Origin of the sequence: Pediococcus acidilactici, assembly GCF_016127815.1 — a bacterium.
Taxonomy (GTDB): Bacteria; Bacillota; Bacilli; order Lactobacillales; family Lactobacillaceae; genus Pediococcus; species Pediococcus acidilactici.
Map to the genome: position 1 here is coordinate 629212 of NZ_CP066046.1, position 23633 is coordinate 652844.

Annotated in this window: 22 protein-coding genes; 20 read left to right on the forward strand and 2 right to left on the reverse strand. The window is 39.9% G+C overall.

Features of this window, described 5'->3' with window-relative positions; genetic code table 11:
• From I6H64_RS03130 to I6H64_RS03170, 8 genes are all read left to right on the forward strand, one after another.
• Window positions 1–951, forward strand: coding sequence for a thymidylate synthase (locus I6H64_RS03130; protein WP_005917050.1), 951 nt, complete (start codon window positions 1–3; stop codon window positions 949–951).
• Between the two features lie 17 nt (window positions 952–968).
• Window positions 969–1451, forward strand: a complete 483-nt coding sequence (locus tag I6H64_RS03135; protein WP_008841056.1) for a dihydrofolate reductase — start codon at window positions 969–971, stop codon at window positions 1449–1451.
• 396 nt (window positions 1452–1847) lie between these two features.
• Entirely contained in the window at window positions 1848–2693 is an 846-nt protein-coding gene (locus I6H64_RS03145) for a DegV family protein (RefSeq protein WP_008841054.1), read from the forward strand.
• A gap of 61 nt (window positions 2694–2754) precedes the next feature.
• A complete protein-coding gene (locus I6H64_RS03150; RefSeq protein ID WP_056984961.1) occupies window positions 2755–3705 on the forward strand; it encodes an SGNH/GDSL hydrolase family protein in 951 nt (316 codons plus the stop codon).
• Between the two features lie 9 nt (window positions 3706–3714).
• Entirely contained in the window at window positions 3715–4305 is a 591-nt protein-coding gene (locus tag I6H64_RS03155; protein WP_008841050.1) for a YpmS family protein, read from the forward strand.
• A 58-nt stretch (window positions 4306–4363) separates the two neighbouring features.
• Window positions 4364–4561, forward strand: a complete 198-nt coding sequence (locus tag I6H64_RS03160; protein WP_008841049.1) for a YozE family protein — start codon at window positions 4364–4366, stop codon at window positions 4559–4561.
• Window positions 4561–5979, forward strand: coding sequence for a S41 family peptidase (locus I6H64_RS03165; protein ID WP_056984964.1), 1419 nt, complete (start codon window positions 4561–4563; stop codon window positions 5977–5979). The genes I6H64_RS03160 and I6H64_RS03165 overlap by 1 nt, the downstream gene beginning before the upstream one ends.
• A 200-nt stretch (window positions 5980–6179) precedes the next feature.
• On the forward strand, window positions 6180–6533 hold the full coding sequence (locus I6H64_RS03170) for an arsenate reductase family protein (RefSeq protein WP_005917033.1): 354 nt from the start codon (window positions 6180–6182) through the stop codon (window positions 6531–6533).
• Between the two features lie 331 nt (window positions 6534–6864).
• Here I6H64_RS03170 and I6H64_RS03175 read toward each other — a convergent pair whose 3' ends face one another.
• Window positions 6865–8418, reverse strand: a complete 1554-nt coding sequence (locus I6H64_RS03175) for an APC family permease (protein WP_051069949.1) — start codon at window positions 8416–8418, stop codon at window positions 6865–6867.
• Between the two features lie 408 nt (window positions 8419–8826).
• On the opposite strand from I6H64_RS03175, the gene I6H64_RS03180 reads away from it, so the two are divergent.
• The 5 genes from I6H64_RS03180 to I6H64_RS03200 all read left to right on the forward strand — a co-directional run bounded on the left by I6H64_RS03180 (window position 8827) and on the right by I6H64_RS03200 (window position 14992).
• On the forward strand, window positions 8827–9177 hold the full coding sequence (locus I6H64_RS03180; protein ID WP_224428680.1) for a hypothetical protein: 351 nt from the start codon (window positions 8827–8829) through the stop codon (window positions 9175–9177).
• Window positions 9178–9364: 187 nt separating this feature from the next.
• On the forward strand, window positions 9365–10648 hold the full coding sequence (locus tag I6H64_RS03185) for an alpha/beta hydrolase (protein WP_008841043.1): 1284 nt from the start codon (window positions 9365–9367) through the stop codon (window positions 10646–10648).
• Window positions 10649–10859: 211 nt separating this feature from the next.
• Window positions 10860–11714 (forward strand): PRD domain-containing protein, encoded by an 855-nt coding sequence (locus tag I6H64_RS03190; protein ID WP_008841042.1) that lies wholly within the window; start codon window positions 10860–10862, stop codon window positions 11712–11714.
• On the forward strand, window positions 11704–13554 hold the full coding sequence (locus I6H64_RS03195; protein ID WP_056984965.1) for a PTS beta-glucoside transporter subunit IIBCA: 1851 nt from the start codon (window positions 11704–11706) through the stop codon (window positions 13552–13554). The genes I6H64_RS03190 and I6H64_RS03195 overlap by 11 nt, the downstream gene beginning before the upstream one ends.
• A gap of 10 nt (window positions 13555–13564) precedes the next feature.
• Window positions 13565–14992, forward strand: coding sequence for a glycoside hydrolase family 1 protein (locus I6H64_RS03200; RefSeq protein ID WP_008841039.1), 1428 nt, complete (start codon window positions 13565–13567; stop codon window positions 14990–14992).
• A gap of 222 nt (window positions 14993–15214) precedes the next feature.
• Here the strand turns inward: I6H64_RS03200 and I6H64_RS03205 are convergent, their stop codons facing one another.
• Complete coding sequence (locus tag I6H64_RS03205; protein WP_008841037.1) at window positions 15215–15583, reverse strand: TIGR02328 family protein; 369 nt, start codon at window positions 15581–15583, stop codon at window positions 15215–15217.
• Between the two features lie 276 nt (window positions 15584–15859).
• On the opposite strand from I6H64_RS03205, the gene I6H64_RS03210 reads away from it, so the two are divergent.
• The 7 genes from I6H64_RS03210 to I6H64_RS03240 all read left to right on the forward strand — a co-directional run bounded on the left by I6H64_RS03210 (window position 15860) and on the right by I6H64_RS03240 (window position 23384).
• On the forward strand, window positions 15860–17317 hold the full coding sequence (locus I6H64_RS03210) for an AcpB/EbpR/MafR family transcriptional regulator (protein ID WP_056984967.1): 1458 nt from the start codon (window positions 15860–15862) through the stop codon (window positions 17315–17317).
• Window positions 17318–17527: 210 nt separating this feature from the next.
• Window positions 17528–18184: a WxL domain-containing protein gene (locus tag I6H64_RS03215; RefSeq protein ID WP_036685081.1), complete on the forward strand. Its 657-nt coding sequence runs from the start codon at window positions 17528–17530 to the stop codon at window positions 18182–18184.
• Window positions 18171–19232 carry a WxLIP family cell surface protein gene (locus tag I6H64_RS03220; protein WP_008841033.1) on the forward strand — a complete coding sequence of 354 codons (1062 nt, stop codon included), beginning with the start codon at window positions 18171–18173 and terminating at the stop codon, window positions 19230–19232. Before I6H64_RS03215 ends, I6H64_RS03220 begins: the two co-directional genes overlap by 14 nt.
• Window position 19233: 1 nt before the next feature.
• The gene (locus I6H64_RS03225) at window positions 19234–19563 is read left to right on the forward strand and encodes a hypothetical protein (protein WP_008841032.1); all 330 of its coding nucleotides are present in this window, start codon (window positions 19234–19236) and stop codon (window positions 19561–19563) included.
• Entirely contained in the window at window positions 19560–21602 is a 2043-nt protein-coding gene (locus tag I6H64_RS03230) for a hypothetical protein (RefSeq protein ID WP_036685079.1), read from the forward strand. The genes I6H64_RS03225 and I6H64_RS03230 overlap by 4 nt, the downstream gene beginning before the upstream one ends.
• Window positions 21603–21853: 251 nt before the next feature.
• The gene (locus I6H64_RS03235) at window positions 21854–22324 is read left to right on the forward strand and encodes a hypothetical protein (RefSeq protein ID WP_008841030.1); all 471 of its coding nucleotides are present in this window, start codon (window positions 21854–21856) and stop codon (window positions 22322–22324) included.
• Window positions 22325–22385: 61 nt separating this feature from the next.
• Entirely contained in the window at window positions 22386–23384 is a 999-nt protein-coding gene (locus tag I6H64_RS03240) for a WxL protein peptidoglycan domain-containing protein (RefSeq protein WP_008841029.1), read from the forward strand.
• The last annotated feature ends 249 nt before the right edge of the window (window positions 23385–23633 follow it).

Genomic DNA, 23633 nt, shown 5'->3' on the forward strand with positions numbered 1-23633 from the left:
ATGCTCGAAGAACAATACCTGAACCTAGAAAGATACGTCTTAGAAAATGGTCACCAAAAAAATGACCGGACACAAACGGGAACCTTGAGTACCTTTGGCTACCAAATGCGGTTTGACCTCAGTGAAGGGTTCCCCCTGCTGACTACCAAACGGGTGCCGTTTGGCTTAATTAAAAGCGAGTTGATGTGGTTTTTGAAGGGTGATACGAATATTCGCTATTTGTTACAACACAAGAACCACATTTGGGACGAATGGGCCTTTAAAAAATGGGTAGAGAGCGCCGAATACGATGGGCCAGATATGACCAATTTTGGGCACCGTGCCTTGACTGATCCAGATTTTAACGCACAGTATCAAGTGCAAAAGGATCGTTTTACCAAGTTGATCTTGGAAGACGACGCCTTTGCTGCTAAGTACGGCGATTTGGGGAATGTATACGGTAGTCAATGGCGGGCTTGGAAAACCAGTACTGGAGAAACTATTGACCAAATTGAAAACGTGATTGATTTGATTAAGAACCATCCTGACTCGCGCCGGATGATCGTGACCGCTTGGAATCCAGAGGATGTCCCAACGGCTGCTTTGCCACCGTGTCACTCGTTATTCCAATTTTACGTGGCTGATGGCAAGCTGAGTTGTCAACTTTATCAACGTAGCGGGGATATTTTCCTCGGGGTGCCGTTTAACATTGCTAGTTACGCATTGCTAACGGCGATGATTGCTAAAACTTGTGGTCTAGAAGTTGGTGAATTTGTGCATACCCTTGGAGACGCGCACATTTACAGCAACCATATTGCCCAAGTTAAGGAACAATTAACTCGGGACCCTCGTCCGGCTCCGCGGTTGAAGTTTAACCAAGTTCACGAAAATATCTTTGATTACGAACCAGCCGACATTGTGGTAGAAGGCTACGATCCACATCCTACCATCAAGGCTCCGGTAGCTGTTTAAGAAATTAGGAGATTTACATGATTACAATGATTTGGGCGGAAGATGACCGTCATGGAATTGGTCGGCAGCAATCCATCCCGTGGCATATACCGGATGATATGGCTTTTTTCCGACAAACTACGCTGGACCATTCGGTAATTATGGGTCGCAAGACTTTTGAGTCGATTGGCCGTCCGTTACCGCGTCGAACAAATCTGGTACTAACTCACCATCCGGAACATTTGCCCTCGGAAGTTCGGGGATTTTCTTCTTACGAAGAACTGTTAGCTAGCCTTACGAAAACGGAAAAGCATTTCGTAATTGGTGGGTCAGCGGTATATCATAAGTTAATGCCGGTTGCGGATGAATTATTGATCACTAAAGTAACTGGCGACTTTCAATGCGACGTATTTGCTCCCGTGGTGGATAAACAAAAGTTTACTTTACAGGAAGAACGTCCGGGAAAAAGTGTACCTGGAGTTCCAGACCACGTTTTTCAGCAATGGGTCAAGCGTAATTAATTTTGGGTGAAATTAACTATGAAAAAGCCATGACGAAAGAGAGTGGGACAAAAGTCGGGTAATTTGCGAGCATTAACTGAAAATTGACCATGATGCCTGAATTGGGCATGATGGTCAATTTTTGGTTAAGCGGAACAAACTGACTTTTGGCGCACGTTTTGGCTCTATTGAAGACAAAACACCAAGACAACTTTTTAAGATCCTTTTCATCCTTGAAAAGCATTTTATTAGTTTTTTCCCAACCTTTTTATTAAAAAACGGCATTATTCAGCCAAAAATCAACAGAGATTGTTATAATAATATTATTAAGCAAGCGAGTTTTACTAACTTAATTGAAAGTGTTAATTGACGTTGGTTGGCTCGTAATAATTATGATACAAGGGAAAGTGGAAGCATATGACTCAAATTAAAATTGTCACCGATTCATCCTGTGGTGTAACGGATGAAGAAATCAAAAAATATAATATTTCAATCGTACCATTGAGCGTGATGATTGATGACACCGTATACGTGGAAAGGGAGACCATTTCTAACGAAGAATTTATTCAAAAGATGGCCGAGTCAAATTCACTCCCTAAAACTAGCCAACCACCGCTAGGTAAATTCGTTGAGATGTTTGATCGGTTAGGTGCGGATGGCAGCCAGGTGATTAGTTTTAATATGCTTGCGGCCATTAGTGGGACGGTACACACTGCGCAACAAGCTGCTGAACTAAGTAAGTCCGACGTGACGGTGGTGGATAGCCAATTTACCGATCGGGCACTAGCCTTTCAAGTTATTGAAGCGGCTAAGATGGCTCAGGCTGGAGCAACCAAAGAAGAAATTCTAGAACGAGCTGCCTACATTCGCGACCACACTAAACTTTATTTAGGTATCGTTAACCTTGAAAACTTAGTTAAGGGTGGCCGACTTAGTAAGGTTAGTGGAATGCTTGGCGGATTGTTAAATATCAAGCTGCTTTTGCAGGTAAAAGATGGTAAATTAGACGTTGCTAACAAAGTTCGTGGTATGAAGGCCATGAAGAAGATCTGGCTTGATATTTACGAAGAAATGAAACAAAGCGGTAAAATTAAGTCAGTCGGGATTTCACATGTGCATGCTGATGAAATGGTTGAAGATATGAAGAAGCACGTTGGCGAACTTTTCCCTGTGAAGGATATTGTGGTTCGTGAAACGGTGCCAATCATTGCTACCCACACTGGCATGGGCGCATTTTGTTTACTATATTACAGTGAAGACTAACCTTTAGGGCTAAAATCGAATAAGCGGTTTTGGCCCTAATTTGGTTTAAGAGTGAGGAAAAATGAAAAAAGTTTTAAAGGAAATTGTGTTTAGCATCGTGGGGGTGCTTTTAATCACAACGGTTTTTTTGTGGGCCATGGGTTTTTTCAAAAGCTCGCAGCCTAGCCACTCGCCAAATCCTACCCCAACTGCCGTTAAAAAGAGCGTGAAGCTCAAAGCTAAGCAGCCACAGCCTGCAACGTCGCAAGTAAAGATTCTGGCGCTAGGAGACTCGCTAACCCAGGGTGTGGGAGACACTCAGGACAAGGATGGGTACCAAAAGCGACTAAAAAAGCAAATTGTGCAAAAAAACCTTGCAGGTAAAGCAACCGTTTATGATGAAGGGATTAGTGGCGAACGTAGTGACCAAATTTTACACCGGTTGCAGAATACAAAACGGATTCAAAAAGAAGCGGCTAAAAGTGATGTTTTGGTGGTTACTGCGGGAGGCAACGACCTTTTCCAGAACTTACAAAAAAACGTTAGTGAATCAGAAAGTCAAATTTTAGTACGGGTTAATAAAGTTAGCCTAGAATATCAAAATAATTTACGGAAAATTTTTGAAATTGCCCGGAAGAATAATCCTAAGATAAAAATCGTGATGGTGGGCATTTATAATCCATTTTACGTGTACTTCCCCAACGTAACTAGCATTACCCAAGCGGTAACGACTTTTAATACAACTGCTAAGGCGACGACTGATGAATTTGACGACGCTACTTTTGTGAACATCAACGCTTTATCCAAAGGGCAGTTTACTACTAAACAACAAATCAAAAAATTAAAGAAACAAAGTACCGAAGATGACATTGCGGTAGTGGAAAAGAGTCGGGTGGAAGCTCGGAAAGTGGACAGTAAAGAAAAGAACGCATACCTTTCAAATGAAGATCATTTTCACCCAAATGACAAGGGGTATGATATGATGACAAGTAAAATAAAATCCGCTTTGCAAAAATTGGAAGTTTTTGATTAGGAGGGCGGAATGAACAAGTATTTATATAATTTTTGGAAATGGGGATTTTTAACTCTGGTAGCGTTATTATTGGCGGGGAGTGTTTACGTGGGCTTTAAAGCGAGCTTACCAGTCCCCCAGTTTGAAAAAACGGCTAAGAAGGATCCTCATAAGTTTGACCAAGTACCAATCATGTTGAATAAAACGCAGTTAAATGACTTAAGTGCGGCCTATTTGAACCAGTTTCAAAAAAGCAAAGACTTTACCTACCAATTTAGAATTGGAAAACATTACGCGATTTTAGGCGGCCAAATTGAAGTCCTAGGGCAAAAAGTTCAATTTGCGTTAACGATGGTGCCTTCAGTTACTAAGGGGGGCAATATTAGGCTTAAAGCACACAGCTTGTCAGTGGGAACGTTAAAATTGCCAGCTAAGGTGGTTTTGAAATATATTTCCCGCAACTATGAATTACCTAAATGGGTAATTATTAATGGGGATCAGGCACTGCTACGTTTAGACCAGATCAAAACCACAAATAAAGTTAGTTTCCAAGTTGAAAAGATTGATATTGCACACGACCAGTTTAAATTCATTATCAACGTGCCTAAATCAGCAAACTAGCCGAGTTGTCGTGAAGTAGAGGAGGAATATTTTGAGAAAAACATTTTACCAGTTTTTAATGACCCAACGGAATCCGGAACCTAATGACGAAGTTGAAGAGTTTGCAAACCAAGCTTTTTTCGACCAATCATTTCCTAAACAAGACCGGGATTTTGAAGAAATCAGTAAGTATCTAGAGCTCAACGGGAGCTATTTGCAAAACATGACCATTTTTGATCAGGCTTGGCAACGATACTTGGAAAGTGAACAGAATTAATGAAAAAATTTATTAATCGACACCCGTACCTTACCGTGGTTGGGTCGGTAATTTTAGGGAGTGTTATTACCTTGGCGGGGGTGATGACTTTTCTACTGGGTTTCACTAATTCATCAGCAGACCGCCAAACCAATTTAAACCGGATTGCGAGCGTTTATAATCAAATTGATGCTAATTATTACCGGAACGTTGATTCTAACAAGTTAGCTACCGGGGCAATTAACGGGATGCTGGCAACCTTAGACGATCCGTTTTCAAACTACCTTACCGATAGCGACGCTTCCTCCTTAAATGATAGCGTGGCGGGATCGTTTGGCGGAATTGGGATCCAAGTAATTAAAAAGAATGGTCATATCGAAATCATGTCCACGATTGACGGGACCCCCGCACAAAAAGCGAAGCTGAAGGCCGGCGATCAGATTATTAAGGTTAACGGTAAATCAGTTGCTAGTCAGTCGTTGTCCAAAACGATGAGCATTATGCGTGGTAAGGTGGGAACCACGGTGGAATTGGAACTACAGCGCGGAGACACCACCTTTACTAAAAAGCTTAAGCGCGCCAAAATTCCGGTCGAAACGGTGACCGGGAAGCTATTGAAGAATAAGGTGGGATACATCACGATTTCTTCTGTAGCAGAGAAGACGGCGAGTGAACTAAAGAAGAACTTGAAGGAGCTAGATCATCAAGGGGCTAAATCATACATTATCGACGTGCGTAATAATCCGGGAGGCTTGATGCAACAGGCGTTGAAGATGTCTTCAATGTTCTTAAAAGATGGCCAGCCAATTATGCAGGTCAAAACCCGGAGTGGTAAGCCTGAAGTTTATAAGGCTAGTCGTAAGTTAGACGGGGGCTACAAAGTTAAGAAACCGGCCGTAGTAATTATTAATGGCGAAAGTGCTAGCGCTGCCGAAATTTTTGCGGCTGCTTTGCATCAATCAGCGGGGATTCCGTTGGTGGGCGCGCAAAGCTACGGCAAAGGAACCGTACAAAATATTACCCAGTACACGAATAATGACGAACTTAAGCTAACGATTGCTAAGTGGTTAACGCCGGATGGAACCTGGATCAATAAAAAAGGACTAACGCCAGATTACAAAGCCGACTATCCTGAAATGGCCTACATCACCACGTTTAACCACCATCAAACGTACCAAGTGGGGCAAAGCGGTACCGATATTAAGAATCTACAAATTGCGTTGAAAGATTTGGGTTATTATTCTGGCAAAGTTACTAAAGATTACACGGAAAGCGTTGCGCAAGCAGTGCAAGCTTACCAACAAGCTAATCATCTAACGGTTACCGGAAAAACTGACGCGAAGACCATGCGTTCTATTGAACAAGCGGTAATTAACGCACTTTCGAAGAGCGACCCCGCGTTAAATAAAGCAGAACAAGTGCTTGCTAAGCAAAAATAAGTATGAATCAAAACTTTTAACATGAACTTCAATTTAGTAAAAGTAATTAGGGTCTCGTCATTAAGTTGGCGAGCCCTTTTTTAATACGGAATTTTCAAAATAATAGTGAATCTCTAAATAAAAAGCGGATGGAGTCTGGTTCTTTAGCTAAAAAATGTAGTATCATAAATTAAAGTTTAGATATGACTTAGGAGGCTACTATGACCACATTTTATTGTTATTCTAAGTGTAGTACGTGTAAAAAGGCCGAAAAATGGCTAAAAGAGCAGCAAGTTTCGTATAAAAAAATTGACCTGGTTGAACAGCCGCCAACTAAGGCGCAAATGCTGGATTTTTTTGCTAAAAGTGATCAGAATTTACGCTATTTTTTCAATACCAGTGGAATGGACTATCGTAAGATGAAACTTAAAGATAAGGTAGATACGATGTCAAAGGAACAAGCAGCGGAATTAATGTCGCAGAATGGCAAATTGATTAAGCGCCCACTAATGGTTGATGATACTAAGGTTACTTGTGGCTTTAATACCGCGGTATATGAAGAAAACTGGCTTTAGTCTAAGAAAAAATTTTATCCAAGGTGGAATAAAAGCTAGTTTAGAAAAGTAATCTGACAATTCGGTGCCTACTAATTTGTTCCTACGTAAAAGAGAGCGGGACAAGAACCGGTAGTTTGCGAGCATTAACTGAAAATTGGCCATGATGCCTGAATTTGGCATGATGATCAATTTTTTGGTTAAGCGAAACCAACTGACTTTTGGTACACGCTTTGGCTCAATTGAAGTCAAAAAACAAAATAAAAACGATTCATGAGGAAGTTTCACCTCATGAATCGTTTTTTTTGTTTAGAGACTTTTGTCACAGCCCCTTATTTTTACATTAGTTAGTTTATTTTTTGACGCGATTATTAACTTCGCGGGCATTGCCAAATGAGACGGTAATAATTCGGCTACGCATTCCCCATACGTAGAAAATGAACGCCGCTATAATGATCACAATAAAGTCGAAGGGGTAGTGAATTAAGTTTTTACCGTTAAAATCGGCGCTACCAATGTAGGACATGATTGAAAGAAAAATTAGATACACAATTAGCCAAAGACTACTACGCAACTGGTTAATAGTTTCTTTCCAATGTAAACGCCACTCGTAATATATGAAAATTGGTAAGCCAAGTAAAATAACTAGGATAACTTCTACCGTAGTGGGCCACATTGCCCAGTAAATAGCTAAGGAAGCTAAGATGAAGGCTAACGGAGCCATGAATTTAATTGCTTTTAACCGGACGGGCCGGTTGAAACGCGAGGCCATCTTTCTTAACGAAACCACCGTAATCGGGCCCGTTAGGTAAGCAATTAAGGTCGAAGTTGAGATGACACTTGCTAAAGTACCCCATGACCTAAAAATCGAAACCATTACCATACTTAAAACGGCATTGAAGGCCATTGCGATCCGTGGAATTCCATACTTAGCATTGATCTTCCCTAAAATTTTAGGAAAATGGTTATTACTCGACATGGCGGCTAAGGCCCGTCCCGTTGAAGCAACGAAGGAAACTCCGGTACCAAATGGTGAAATAAAGGCGTCCAGGTAAAGTAGGACGGACAACCAGTGAATCCCTAGGAGGATTGCTAAATCGGCGAAGGGAGATTCAAAATTAATCCCGTGCCAACCTGATTGAGCGATCAATGAACTTGGAATCGAAGTAATGTAGGTGCTTTGTAAAACTAAGTAAAGTACGGCACTAATCAAAAGGGAGATCCCCACACCCAAACCAACGTTTCTTTTAGGGTTCTTAACTTCATTACCCATATTAATTACCGTCTGAAAGGCATTGAAGGAAAAAATGATTCCAGAAGCCGAGGTGGCAGCAAAGATTGAAGCCGATCCGTACGGCATAAACTCAGTTAAAGAATGGCCGTAATTTTCTGGATGAAAACCGCTTAACGTTAAAAAGATGATGGTGATTAAGGGCACGGCAATTTTAAAGATTGAAATTAAACTTGTAAACCTAGTTAATAAAGATACCGACCAGTAATTTAAGAGGGTAAAGATTAAAATGAAACAAAATACTACTAATAAACCACTAGTGGTGATGGTCCCATTTTTGAAAAAGTGATGGGTCCAATTAGCCCAGGCCCACGGCCAGGTACTCATGTATTGGACCGAGGCAACAGCTTCAATGGGAATTAAGGTTATTAAAGAAATCCAGTTGGCCCAAGAGGCAATGAAGCCCACCAGCGAACCGTGGCTGTATTGGGCAAATTTACTCATTCCTCCGGATTCGGGAAACATGGTGCCTAGTTCGATATAGTTGTAGGCAATCACAGCAATCACGATAAACCCAATTATCCAAGAAAAGATTGCTGCCGGACCTGCCACCGAAGCAGCCTCCATTGATCCGAAAAGCCACCCGGAACCAATTAGAGAACCAAGTCCGAGCATTACTAGCTGAAAAAGATTTAGTTTTTTAATAAAAAATACGCTCCTTAATTTTTGATTGATAAGGAAAATGTTAACGTATTTGTAGGTATAAATCAAATTGGTATAGGTTGCGCTTGCTACGGCATTAAAAGATTTTCTTACCGGATTAGTTGAATTCGACGGTTAGTTGCTAACCTAGCTGTTAATTTAGCATGGTCCTTTTAACGTTAGGAAAGCCCAGCCATGAACAAGGGAAAGGTTAATTTTAGTGATTCGGTGAAAAAGATAAGTTTTGTAAGGAAGGCACCAAACCCAACGGTTAAAAATTGTAAATTTAAGAAACTATAAAGAATAGTGCTCCCTAATTTTTGGCTCAGGATTGGTGTTAGACTTCAAGTGAAATTGCACACTAAAATTAGGAGGGGCATTTTGGATAACGATAAAGATTTTATTATGAAACAGGTGAAGTCGTTTGCTGAAGGATTGGGATATGTGCTTGGAAAGAAAAGGAACGGAGATATCGAGGTGGTTTTTCAGCAAGAAAATCAGCAAAAGAATAAGTTTTTAGCCGAAATAGAGCAGTATCTTGAGAAGAAAAAATATCGTGAGGCGATTCAATCTTTTTTTAAATTAAAGTATGAACTCGAGCCAGGAGAGTACCTAAAAATTGGAAACCAACTCTTAGATAAATTAAAAGCGCGACTAGCTGATGAAGACGAGCAGGTTTTACTCTTGGAAAGAAGTTTGAAAAATTTTAAGGAGCGGTGGTTGGGAAAATAGTGAGTATCAAGAAACCCAGTCTCTGACTTTAAAATTGTGAATCATATTATTTGCCTTGCGAACCATTAAGCGGGTATAATACCCTTACACATTAATAATGTGAATAAAAACACGAACTATATTACATATGAGGCTATCTTTTAGATCATGGTTAATATTGGCACTGTTTTATTACGGGGGAAGAACAATGAAAAAAAAGTATCTATTGATGACTGGGATGGCATTAACAATTGCGGTAAGTGGACCAGTGCAAACCGTCGTCCATGCTGCTAATTTACCAAGTGAGAAATTAGCTAAAAACGTTAAACAATCTCAAGAATTTAATGCGAAGGAGTATGCTGATGAAATTATGGAATTTATGCAGAAACAAGACGCAACGGATTTGAAAAGTTTGTTTAAAGCGATTGTTGATAAAGAAAATAGCGATATCACTACTTATGGTGCGAAAAACACGGAACAAATTAAGATGTTATGGGGCGCTTATATATTCTTTGATTTTGGATTTGTAGGGCAGAGTAAAATATTTGAGCTATTCCAAAATAATACAAAAGGCTATCCACAACTAAAAGCGTTGCCTGGACTAAGTGATGACAACCAATCAAACGGGTTCTTGCCGGGGACTGGTGAGGCAATTGCTTTACCAGTAAAAAATAATGCGGATGGAAGTACCTTTACCTCGTATGCTTATTACACGCCACACAAAGAGTCAATTACAGAAAATGCAGATAAGACGGTAGTAATGCATGGAGGTTTTCGTGGAAATATTGATTCAGGAAATGATATTCCAGAAACACGCACTTTTTATGATAAAGGGTATAACGTTTTGTATATTGATAATCGGGCGACTAGTAAGAGTGGCGGCGACTACGTAACACTCGGACAGTACGAATCAGACGATGTAATTGCATGGATTAAAGATTATTTGAATGTTCAGCACGCCAATCAAAAAGTAGTTTTGTATGGTGGTTCAATGGGAGCGGCTACGATGATGAGTGTGCTGGCCAAGGCACATCCGGAAAATATTCATGGCTTGATCGAAAATTGTGGGTACGCGTCGACAAGGGGTGAATTAGAGTACGTCTATGGAATGGTGACCGGATTACTAAAAGGGTTCATTAAGAGTGCAACCGGGGTCGATTTTGCGGAAAGCTTTTTAGTTACCAAAGACAATTCAGATAAAATGTTTGAAATTCTGGACCAATACTACACACGGCCAAAAGCAAACATGGATATTAACAACTCGTTGCCTGCAGAGGGCGTTCAAAAATCTAAACTCACTAAATTATTTATTCATGGCACTCTGGATAGGGTGGTTCCATTTTCAAATTTAGAAACTTTGGAGGCTATTAACGGAGGACCTTACTACGAACCTTTCATTGCTGATAAAGCTGGCCACGGTGAAGCACAAGCGAAGTACCCAGCAGAATACGACGCTGCAGTGCAGGGATATTTAGAGAATATTTTTGGTTAAAAATTAAGTTGATGAAAGCGTTGACAAAACAAAATTAGAAATGATAATATTAAGAAGTTAAAGAATTAAATATAGAAAAAAGCTTAGAAGAGTACGTAACTTTTCTTTGAGTAATGTGACCGAACAAAGGGCAGGACTCAGGCAAGACACGTTTTAGCCAATAAATGGCTTAGCGTGTTTTGCCTGAGTTTTTTTCTGGAAAGGAGTAGGAATGAAAGTAAAAAAGATACTAAATAACAACGTTGCCATTATATCTAAAGGTACTCATGAATTAATTGCATATTCTCCAGGAATTGCTTTCAAGAAAAAAGTTGGACAGCAAATCGAGGAAAAAGAGATTAGCAAACTGTATGTTCTAGATTCAAAAGACCGTTTAGAACATCTTAGTTTTTTATTAACCCATTCTGATAAAAAAATCATTGCTTTGGTTAATAGGATCGTTGATTACGGTGAAAATTACCTAAAAGTTAAGGTGACTGATTATTTGTATTTAGCGTTATTAGATCATATTTCGTTTGCGTTAAAACGAGGTCAAAAAGGACAGTTTATTGCAAGTCCGTTGGTATGGGAAGTAAAGAAATTTTATCCCCAATATTACGAAATTGGAATAAAGGCAATTAACTGGCTTAATCAGACTTATGAGGTTGATTTTCCAGAAGACGAAGCAATTCCAATTAGTTTGCACTTTATTAATGTTCAAGATGAACAGAACAATGTCGAACAAAAGGTTAAAGACATTACGGTACTGAGAGATTTACTAAATATAATTAAATACCATTTTAATATCAATTTTGATGAAAGCAGTATTAACTACCTGCGCTTGGTCACGCATTTACAGTATTTTATTGACCGTTTAAATTGCCACGAACTGTCCACGAAAACCGACGTAAACGTTTTATATGAACAAATAAGGGAAATTTATCCTGAAGCGTTTCGAGCGGTACAAAAAATTGATAATTACATTAGTAAAAGTTTTGGGCAGAAAATTTCTCCTGATGAATATACCTATTTGATGATCCATATTAACCGAGTTACAAGCAGAAAGGACGTTGGAAATGAAGTATAAAGAGTTTAATGAAAATATTATCAAGTACGTCGGTGGAAAAGAAAATATCCAAGCGGTAGTCCATTGCATGACAAGACTGCGTTTTACACTCAAAGATCGTAATAAAGCAAATACGGCAGCACTCAAGGATTTAGATGGGGTAATTGACGTAGTTAGTAACAACGTGGCTTACCAGATTATTATTGGGACTCATGTAGTGGATGTGTACGATGAATTAATCGATTTGTTGGGAATCAGTGGTAACGATAAAGGAGAAGTACATAAGGTAAAAAAGAACTGGATTAAAGCAGTGTTGGATGTGGTTTCAGAATCCATGACGCCAATTTTAGAACCGATTATTTGTGCAGGTTTGTTGGCAGCCTTTTTATCGATCATCTCGCTTACGGGGTTAATTTCACCAAATAGTCCTACTTACCAGATCTTTGACGCATTGCGGGTTTCGGTATTTTACTTCTTACCAATCTTAATGGCAATGAGTAGCGCCAAACGTTTAGGTGCCAGCCCGTACTTGGCGGTTGCGTTAGCCGCAACAATTTTATCGGAGAGTATCAACGGAGTAAAGGGGCTTAATTTATTTGGAATCCCGTTGCCCCAAATTACGTACGCAAATAGTTTTATTCCGATTCTCTTAGCAGTTTGGTTTATGGGGTACGTAACCAAATTTGTGAAACGAATAGTTCCCAACGCTTTACAGTATTTTATGACTCCGCTACTTATCATGCTAATAACTTTACCGGCGACGCTACTAGTTTTTGGCCCGTTGGGTTATTACCTAGGTGAAGGAATTATTGCCTTCTTTAATCTATTAATGAAGTATGTTGGTAGCTGGTTTGTAATGATGCTTTATTCAGCGTTACAACCGTTCATCGTCATGTTAGGAGCGGGTAACTTTATCATGCCAGTGGTTGCCTCCTTAATTTCGGCTAACGGTTACGATCCTGCATTTATTTCTTCATGTACCATCTCAGATATTGCAGTTGGTGGCTCAATGTTAGGATACTTTTTGAGAACCCGTAACCGTAAGCAAAAGCAACTATTTGGAACGGTGACCCTATCCGCAATTCTAGGGGTTACGGAACCTGCCATCTATGGTGTCTTTGTTAAATATCGTCGGCCTTTCATTGCCGTTATGATTGGCGGAGGCTTAGGAGGTTTATTTGCCGGTCTTACTGGTGTAAAAGCATATTCAATTGCTTGGGGATTATTTGGTTTACCAGCTTACATTGGTAAAGGGCATTTCATGAACTTATGGTTGATGGTTGCTTCCGTTATTATTAGCTTTGTTGGTGCGGCAATTGCAGCATTCTTACTAGGTGTGCCTGCTGAAGATTCCGCAGAAGATGAAGCTGGAAATGTTGATAATGCGGTTGCTTCAAAATTACAAACGGTATCTTTGAGTAGTGTAGTGAAGGGAGATTTAGTCCAGCTAGCCGAAGTTGGCGATGCCGCGTTTTCTACGGGATCCATGGGTAAAGGAATTGGCATTAAGCCCACTGACGACCACATCTATGCACCAATTGATGGAAAGGTAACTGCGGTTTTTCCGACTAAACACGCAATTGGGATTACCGGAAGCAACGGAATTGAGATCTTGATTCACATCGGAATTGACACTGTTGAATTAGAGGGGAAATATTTCACGCTCCAAGTAAAAGAAGGGGAAACCGTTTCCCAGGGGGATGTTTTAGCGGTCGTAGATTTTTCCAAAGTGGTCGAGGCTGGATATGATCCGACCGTGATGGTGATTATTACTAACACGAACGACTTTTTAGACGTAATTCCCAGTGTTAATCAAATTGTAACTGACAAAGATCAGATGCTAAACGTAGTGCTCGGATAAGGAGGAAGTAATGAAATTTCCAGATAACTTTTTATGGGGCGGAAGTATTGCTGCCCACCAAACGGAAGGAGCTTGGAACGAAGACGGTAAGGGGCCAGCAATTATGGACTACGTAACGGTTGGTGAGTATGGGCAACCAAGAAAGATCCACCAGACAATTGATCCAGAATGTCGGTACCCATCCCATATTGGAATTGATTTTTATCACCGGTATCTAGATGATGTTAAACTCTTTGCGCAGATGGGGTTTAAGGCACTTCGAATTTCAATTGATTGGAGTAGAATTTATCCAAATGGCGACGACTTAGAGCCTAATCTAAAAGGAATTGAATTTTATATAAATTTAGTTGACGAGTTAAAAAGGTATCATATCGAGCCTATCGTAACTCTATATCATTTTGAAATGCCAATTAATCTGGTTAAAAAATATGGTTCTTGGCAAAATCGCTCGGTTGTTGAGTTATATCTCAAATTTTGCAAGACGATGTTTACAGCGTTGCGCGGGAAAGTTAAATATTGGGTTACCTTTAATGAGATGAATCATATTGATCCACAAACGGAGGCTAGCGACATCTTTACGTATATAATCGCTGGCTTGAAATATTCCGAAATGAAAGATAAACCGCAAACGTTGGCAACCATTGGCTACAACATGACCTTAGCTAGTTGTAAAGCAGTCCGGTTAGGACATGAAATTGATGCTTCCAATAAAATTGGCTGCGTATTCGGAATTGAACCCGTTTACCCAATTAACAGCGATCCGGAAAATGTAATGAACGCCTTTAGACAAATGGACCGTGATTTTTATCAAATTGATGCAATGTGTAACGGCGAGTTTCCGCAGTACAAACTAGCAGAGTATGAAGATGACGGGATTCATTTGGCGGTTTCAAAAAATGATTCCGCTGATTTTAAACAAGGAAAAATCGATTTTATCGGAATGAATTACTATGCCTCATCGGTGGCCGAATATCATGGGGCAAAGGAAGCAAAAAGTACACTTTTTGGCGGTTTAACTAATCCTTTTTTGGAAACGAGCAAGTGGGGCTGGACAATTGACCCCGTGGGAATTCGATACTTATTAAATTATACGTATCGAAAGTATGGAATCCCAATTATGATTACTGAAAACGGACTAGGTGCGGAGGATCGATTGGATGATAATGGAAAAATCCATGATGATTACCGAATTGATTATTTACGTAAACATGTTCAAGAAGTCAAAAAGGCAGTAGAAATTGACCAGGTAAATTGTTTTGGCTACTTAACTTGGGGGCCAATTGATCTTGTTAGTGCGACAACCGGCCAAATGAGCAAACGATATGGGTTCATCTACGTTGATCTGGATGACTCCGGACGCGGAACATTGCAACGATTGAAAAAAGATTCGTTTGCTTGGTACAAAAAGGTGATTAAATCTAACGGAAAAGATTTATAAAATATTTTATAATTTGGAAGGCTAGAAGAAAAAATACTTTTCAAGGATGAAAAGATCCTTAAAAAGTTGTTTTGATATTTTGCCTTCAATAAAGCCAAAACGTGTGCCAAAAGTCAGTTGGTTCCGCTTACCCAAAAATTGACCATGATGCCAAATTCAGGCATCATGGTCAATTTTCAGTTAATGCTCGCAAACTACCCGACTTTTGTCCCACTCTCTTTTTCAAATCAATATCTGAATTCCCTTAGATCTCAAATTTTCTAAGCATTCTGCCAAATATTGTTGGTCATGTTCGGGATAGATCGGGTCGGTGAGCGGACAAGGTGTCAATGCTAAATAAGCTGGGCAATGCAACCCCCGGTAAGTGGGGTCGAACCATTTAGGGTCAGGATGATATCCCCGCACCTGCATTTCAGCCATCACTAACAAATGAAATTGGTACAACTTGTATGGCGAATGGGTAAAAACGTAATCGACGGTGGCGTGTTTTTTACCCCAGCCCTTGCCGCGGAGCGCCGCGACTTCCCGGTGCTGACCTAAAAGCTGGGCCCGAGGCAGTTTGGAAATTAATTTCTCGTGCCATAAACGCATGAACTCGGCCTCCTGTATTAATTTAGTTTAAGAATAGCTTAATCAAAGAATAAATGGAATTAACTTGACTGAGGAATTTTTACTTAAGCTGTAATGCTCGAACCCGGTTAAGCTAAAGATGTATTTTTCAAGTCGAATATGGTATAAATAGCTACAAAAATAGCAAACCCTGACTATTTTGGAATAGATAACTCACTAATTAGGAGAAAAAGTCTCTTAAGTGGTGGGCATTAGCTCAGTACGTGCAATTTGAATTTAACTTTTTGGGGGCAAAAAATGAAAACGTTTTTGACAGCGTCGTCTTTGAACAAGGTGATTTTACTAGATTATTTATTAGAAAGTACTACGTGGCGCTCAAGCAAAGCGCTTGCAAAGGTAATCGGCGTAACGGAAAAGTCGATTTTAAATTACCTTGAAGAATTCCAGCAGTTATTTAAGGAAACCGGGCAAAAAATTCAGCTGTTTAACGATCATAATAAGAATTTTCAAATCGTAAAGGAGGAGGATTTCCCCATTTACACCCTGTATTTGAAGTTTTATCAATCTTCTTACAATTATAAGTTGATTGACTTCATGTATCATCATCCGCACCAGCGGTTAACCGATTATGCGGAAAGTCAGTTTACAAGCTTATCAACGGTTTTCCGCTATGCCAAGCTATTAAAACCTTACTTTAAACGTTATCAGTTAGAATTTTTGCCGTACCGTCTGGAATTAAAGGGCAGTGAAACTAACGTTCGAAGCTTCTACTATTATTTTTATTGGAATTCAACCCGGGAGATCGCAGATGATTGGCCGTTTAGTACTGAATTGTCGGCAATCGAAACGGTCATTACTGACTTCGAAAAGGTGTATGCGGTTACTTTAGAACCGCTTCAACGTAAAACTTTTGCTTATTGGTTAGCGATTACGTTAGAAAGAAGTAAAGTTGTTATTGCAACGACGGACGCAACGAAGCAAAGGGTGATTGATAGCGATCCGACTTTCAAATTAATGCAAAAATGGCATAAAATATGCAATCTGCCGTTAAGCAGAGATGAGTTGTATTTTCTATATCAAGTGATATATGATTTCGGGATTATTGATGGTAATCCGAATTATGAAAACAGCTATGCGTTAGCTCACCAGCAAAATCAGACGGACTCCTACCTGGCCGTAATGAATTTGGCTAGGGTGGTTAAAGAAAATTTTGAGTTTCAATTGGCAACTGACGATTTAGAATTAATGTTTAATTTTATTGCTTTTCACGAACGGAGCGCCTTTTTTAACGGTAATTCCGACGTGTTTTTTAACCGTTCTTACATTATGGAATTAAAAGCGGAGCGCCCAAGGGAGTTTCAAATAATGCAGGAACTTCGTAAACATCTTTTAAAACGTGCGCAGCCATCAGTTAAGGCTTTACTAACTAATTGGCAGCAACTATTTCTAAACTATTATTTTATCTTAGATTATTACGACCTCTTCGCTAAAAAAGTTACGCCTATCAAAATTTTAGTGCAGGATGATTTGCATCACACCCACCGATTGTGGTTGATGAATAAGGTGCGTACTTACTTTGGCCATTCCTTTGCGTTTGAGTTTTACGATTACCAAACGCCCATTGCAGAAGTAGATTTAGTGATCTCTAACTACTACATTGATACTGGAAATACACCATTAATCTTAATGAAAAATTTGCCCACGGAACGTAACTGGCGACAACTAGGAGCAATGCTTTATCAATTAACCAAGTAGTCCCCAGGGCAAATTATTTTTGGGAATTATAACTCGAATAGTTAAAGAACCGCTCCAGAAGCTAAGTATTCTGGGGAGGTTCTTTTTAGTTGAAAAACCTTTTAATTTTTTTCTGAATCAGGAAAAAAGTTGGACTAGTAACTAAAAAAGGGGCGTGCGAGAATGTTTTTAAATCGATGAGGTTGATTAAATTTAAGGAGGAAGTATTCAATGAACAAGAAAGCAATGATCACAAGCCTTGCATTAGGAATGTTAGTTTTAAATGCGCCCACGGTAATGGCGTCTCAGATTTCCGAGGCAACTAATAAAACGGACGTGACCTTGACCGCTGGTTCTGGTAAGGATATTCATCCAGTCGTCCCCGATGATACCCATGATGATGATTCTGGAACTGGTGACGTGGGTTCGCTATCCATTCCGTACGCTTCAAACATTACGTTTGGACAACAGGAAATTAAGGCAGAAGATACGGACTATTATGCATTAAACAAAAAACCTCACGTGCAGGTTAACGACACCCGCGGAGGTGCGAAGGGCTGGAGTTTGGGAGTAGCAATTTCACCTTTCGTAGGTGCCAACGGAAAAGAATTAGTGGGTGCCAAGATGTCCCTTACGAATGGAAAGGTAGTAACTAAAAACAACCAATCTCCGATGCCGAAAATCACTCAAAATACTTTTGAATTAAATAAGGAATATCAAGAAGTAATGACGGCTAAGGAAGGCCAGGGAGCCGGAGCATTTGCGGCCGTATTTGAAGGAAAAGATGGAGAAAATGAGAATGTCAAACTTCACGTACCGCGTGCTGGTGTAGAAGCACAAAGTTATTCTGCTGATTTAACTTGGGTGTTGACCGATGCACCATCTTAAACCAATTAAACAAAGCCCAAAACTGTATTTTCTTAGCTTTATTCTGGTTTACGTATCCTGCATTTTACTAGCGCTAACTTTTCCCCATGCCGTAGCTGCGAACACAAAAGCAAATAACCGGGTAACCTTTGATGCGGAGGCAATTTTACCGAAGAATCAGCAATCTGATGCCAGTTATTACGATTTGCGGGTGCGCCCGGGAAATAATGAGCGACTATTTATTAGGTTGCGCAATCTCACTAACGAAAAGCAAACCATTATTATTAAAACAAATAACGCGGTTACTAACCGGAATGGCGCGATTGATTATTCCAAGTCCAAGACTAAGTTACTAGGAGGTCCGACTTTCAAACAAATGATTTCGGGACCGCAGACCGTTACGCTGAACCCTAAGGAAGTGCGTAAAGTTGACTATCATTTAAAGATCCCCTCAAAAGGATTCGAAGGTACGGTGCTGGGCGGTTTTTATTGTTACGCAAAGTCTTCGAAACGAACCACTAAGCAACAAAGTTTAAGCTTAATAAATAATTTTGCTTATACCATCGGTGCAAAGCTGAGATGTTCAAATAGTCAAGTGCGACCCAAGTTGTCATTAGAAAAGGTTACTCCAGGATTAGACAACGGTTACTTGACGGTGTTTGCAACTTTACAAAATTCAACACCGACGTTGCTAAGTAAATTACACATGCGGGCTACCGTAACCCAAAAAGGACATCGTAAGGTGCTAAAGGAAACTAACCAGCAAATTTCGATTGCTCCACGAGTGCGTTTTCGGTTGCCAATTAGCTGGGACAATCAGCCCTTAAAAAGCGGGAAATATGTTTTAACGATTGTTCTAAAAAGTGCCGCTGGTAAGAAATGGCAATTCAGTAAAGAATTTACAATTACGGGTGCCGATACCAAATTAAACCAAAAGGCGGTGGAAGTTAAAAGGCCTATTAATAACCGGTTGATTTACCTAATCATAGGACTTTTAATTGCAGTGATTTTACTTCTGAGTGGTTATATTTATCGGATGAAACGGAAAAATAGTAAAACGGAGAAATAAAATGAAATTTTGGGGTGGGTTAGTTTTATTAACATTACTATTTAACGTAGAGGGGGTGGTGCTGGCCAACGAGCGCACCAATAGTGAAGTAGGCATTACCTTTTATCAAAAAACGACCGCAAATCAAGTAGTGCCGATGCAAAAGGTTTCCCAACCAAATCAGAATTATCTAAAGCGGCCTCCTGCAAAAAATCCTCGATTTCAACTTTTACCGCAAACTAACGAAAAGATAGGTTTAGGACTGATTTGGGCAGGAATTGGTTTGATTTGTTGCGTTGTAGCAAGCAAAGCGTGCCAAAAATTTTTAAAAGGCAAGGGGGATGACGAATGAAAAAAGTTCCAAGTTTAATATTAGCAACTTTTCTCATAAGCTTCTGGTGGCTAACAGCCAGTGCGAAGGCTAGTCTAAGGCCATTGCCCACTTTCGGAAATTTTCAGTGGGCTAATCAAACAGTCACCCCGGCTGATAATACCTTTATAATGCATAACGGTGCACATACGGTGGTGACTCCCTTGAGCGGAGATGCAACTGTAAATCGGTTAGTGGTTGATCAAAAAACTAACGAAAGCCGAGCGCTGGTAAAAAACGTTGGTTTTTACAAAGGTAAGTCGGTAAATTTACTAGTCACGTTAAAACGAAACAAAAGTAATTTTAAAGGAGGTTCGTTGAGTTTTTCTAAGACTTATTTCCTAGGTATTGACGTCGATGGTGAAGTAAAGGTGACCTATAATTTTGTTGATGAGCACGATAATCCCTTAACTATTAAAACGGCCTTTAATTATTATGGGCTCAATACAAATAAATATATTGGATACCAAAATCCCGATTCCGTCATTAGTGCGATTTACGCGAATAACCCAACCAACATTATGTATGACACAGAAGACCGGTGGATGTATTTGAAGAATATTACCGCTGGCGTTCCGTGGCGAGACCCGCGTCAAAGTTTTGAAGTGGTTACTAAGGCAATCTCGCAAGTTACTTTTGTGGTGCATAATAACGATAGTACAACCTCGTCACTAGTTTATTTAACTGAATTTTTAGCGAAGCCTGAACTCGCTCCTGCTTACGCTGTAGATGCTAAATTTGATCAAGCTGACCGGGATGTCTATCTGGCTGCACAACAAACGATTCCTAATAGCAGCAACTTGGAAACCGAGATAAGTTTTAATTTGGCCCAGGTGCACGACGGTGAGCAGTACGTACCACAACGTGTGGTAGTCACCAATTTTAACGGTGAGGACGTAACCAAATACTTTACCAGTCAAATTGAGGACCAAAAAGTTCAGATTAAAACCAAAGGATCTTCTGCTGATCAAATAAGTGATACGGCATTAAATTATAAAGTATATTTGAAATGGCAGGGAAAAGAAAAGCCAGTTGATCCTAAAAAAGTGATTGATGGTAAATTAACGCTTCCATTTGACGTAACCACCACCATAAATGGTCAATCCGTCGGTAAAAGCGGAGCAGTAACGGCGGTTAATTACATTGGCAAAGTAACGACCATGTTTTTAAACGAAGATGATGAAAAAATCCACGACGCCCAAGTAAAAAGCGGGATCTTGACGACCAATTTTGATTTGGCTGGCAACTATCCGGAAATTAAAGGATATTTTCCACTTAAAAATGATCCTAAGAAGGATAAGGGAATTTTTCTGCCTAGCGCCCAAACAATCGTTCACCGATACCGAAAGAGCCAAGAGCTTAAATTTAAACTAAAGGATGCCGGCACAGAACTTCATATTTCTCGTTTCACTAACAAAGGTAGACTTGCATTCTCCTTTACGCACGAAGACAGCCAGCCGGTAAAGTTAATCGCCAGTTATGATGGAGAAAAACGAGTGCTAAAGGATTATGTTAACGCCGCCTCCTCAGTTAAGGATGAAGTCGAGTGGCAATGCCCCAAAAACTGGATAGATAAAAAAGTGAGTTTTTACATTGAAGATGACCATCACCAATCATCAAACAAGGAAGACCGGGTAGTTAGATTAGAATCCGGTCCGCAACTAACCTTACCATATGAAATTAACTTTGGTACTCACGAAATTCCCGGAGAAAAGAGTACCGTTCCGCTAGCCACCAAAGCAATTTTACGAATTAAGGATCGACGTAAAATTGACCAAGGTCGCTGGACTTTAAAGGTTCGCGAACGTCATCCCCTTACTAATCAAGATGGCCAAGTGCTTTCTCGGCGGCTTCTTTATCAGGGTACGCCAATTAACAAAGATGAACAGATTATTTATCAAACTACTGGAGACGCCACCTTAGATCTAAGCAAACTCCTCAAATTACAACTTAACCCTGCGGATCAAATCGGTGACTATCAAGGGGGACTCGGGTGGACCATCGAGGATGCGCCTAATTAAGAAGTCGATCATCTTAACCTTGTGAATTTCAAGCAGGGGTTAAGACCCCTAAGTATTATTAACCGGAAAATGTCTTATATAAATATTATCAACTGTTAGACTGGGAACTCGCCATTTGCGGGTTCCTTTTTAAATTCCCTATCCTTTAATATGGAAAATTCGTAAAAAGAAGAGAATCATAAAATCGTTTTGCACTTAAAGTAGGGGTAACGGGAATGTCAATACGCATGATATTTTAGGAGGGCATTAAAATGAAAAAAATCACTTTAGCGGCGGCCATGTTAATTACGCTGTTATCGTTAGGAATTGCGGGCGGTGCCAAGGCGGCAATAGTCACGGGGCCTACTGATGCAAACATTACGGTTAGTGAAGGTAACTCTGCAATTGAATTAAGCGGCGTTAAGGATATTGCTTTTGATTTTAATAACATCACTAAGGAAACCAGAACTTTTAAAGAGACCGAGCCGATTAACGCCGACGTCATTAATAAAACTTTCGGCGAAAAAGAGTATACACTATCTGTCGAAAAGAACTTCGTTTCCGCGGGGTTGGATGCTCAACTTGTTGGAAGTAAAAAAATTGGTCAAGCGTTGAACGACACCGTCAATGGTGACCTTGTAGTTAATCTGGATGCTACCAAATATACCGTTCCTGGAAAGGATCAAAGTAATACGGTAAAGGTAGTGGTAACGGAAGCACCAGTAGAAGATCCAATTGAGTAGCGAATAAATGAAAACGTTATCAAAAGTAAAAACACACCCTTTTATTAGGGTGTGTTTAATAATGTTAATTTTATTGTTGGAAATCGGGATAGCTGGTCTTTCGGTACATGCTGCTCAACGGAACGGTTCCGCTCTTAAAGTAACCGTTCAAGCTGGAGAGCGATCTACTTCCCCAACCGACATCCGATTTTCACCGAAAGTAAATAAGGAATACTCGTTCATAGTTACCGTTAATAACACGAGTAGTAAAGAAATCAACGTAGCCGTTTTTCCGAGTGTCGGGACTGCTACTAGCGGCGGAATAACTTACGTAAAATCCACGAAAAATCTGTTAAATGACAAATATGCTTTACCAAAATATACGAAGATAACCCCAATTGGCGATAAATTAAGAAACGGTGCTTTAAAATTGCAGGCTAAGCAGAGTAAAAGGCTTCGGGTGGTTATTAACGTAACACAAGACCTTCAAGGAGAACTTTTAGGCGGCATTAACTTTGCCCAAACTATTGGAAAAAGAGTGAATCGGCGGCTGATTAACGTCGTTAAGGTTTACCAAAAAGTGGTTGTGGTCCGCTTAAGAATGCGGGATTTGGTTAAGCGAAAGGGACTGACCTACGTAAACTTTAAATTTACCAATGCTAAAAGTGCCGCGTTGCTCAGTTATGATGTATTAAATAATAACCCGCTGATTGCCTATGCTGAAAGTGGTTCTTATCAAGTGCTAAATCCTAAGGGAAGGGTGATCGCTAAGGGTAATTTGGAGAAAAATAAGGTTGTTTTGACCCCAGTTACTAGAACTCAGCTAAACGTCCCCCTCCTTGATGGTGCCAAATTGATCCCAGGAAACTATAAATTTTTGGTAACTAGTAACGGCAAACACCGGGTGTATAAATTCACCTACACTAAAAAGCAATTAAATAATTTTGTTAAGAAGAACGGTAAACCGACACACGTAACGATAAAGACGGGCCACGCGGGAATGATTATTTTCGGAGTAGCTGTTTTGGCAACGTTAATCCTAGTAATAACGGGGTTCTATGTGAGAAAGAAAAGGACTTGACGTTTTCTAAAACGAAGAAGACCAGTGGAGGGCGACTAATCGCTGATATCGGCACATCAGTGAGTAGTCGCCTGATTTTTAAATAGCAATAAAAAAATTAAGGGTGATTTGATTATCGAAATTGCTCAATTACATTTTTAGTGTCCTAAAAATATAAATATTGCTGAATTTAGGTAGCTAAATGGACTATATTTAAACGGGTACGTGATTGTATGAATACAACAACGGGTATTGGGTTGAGCTAAAATT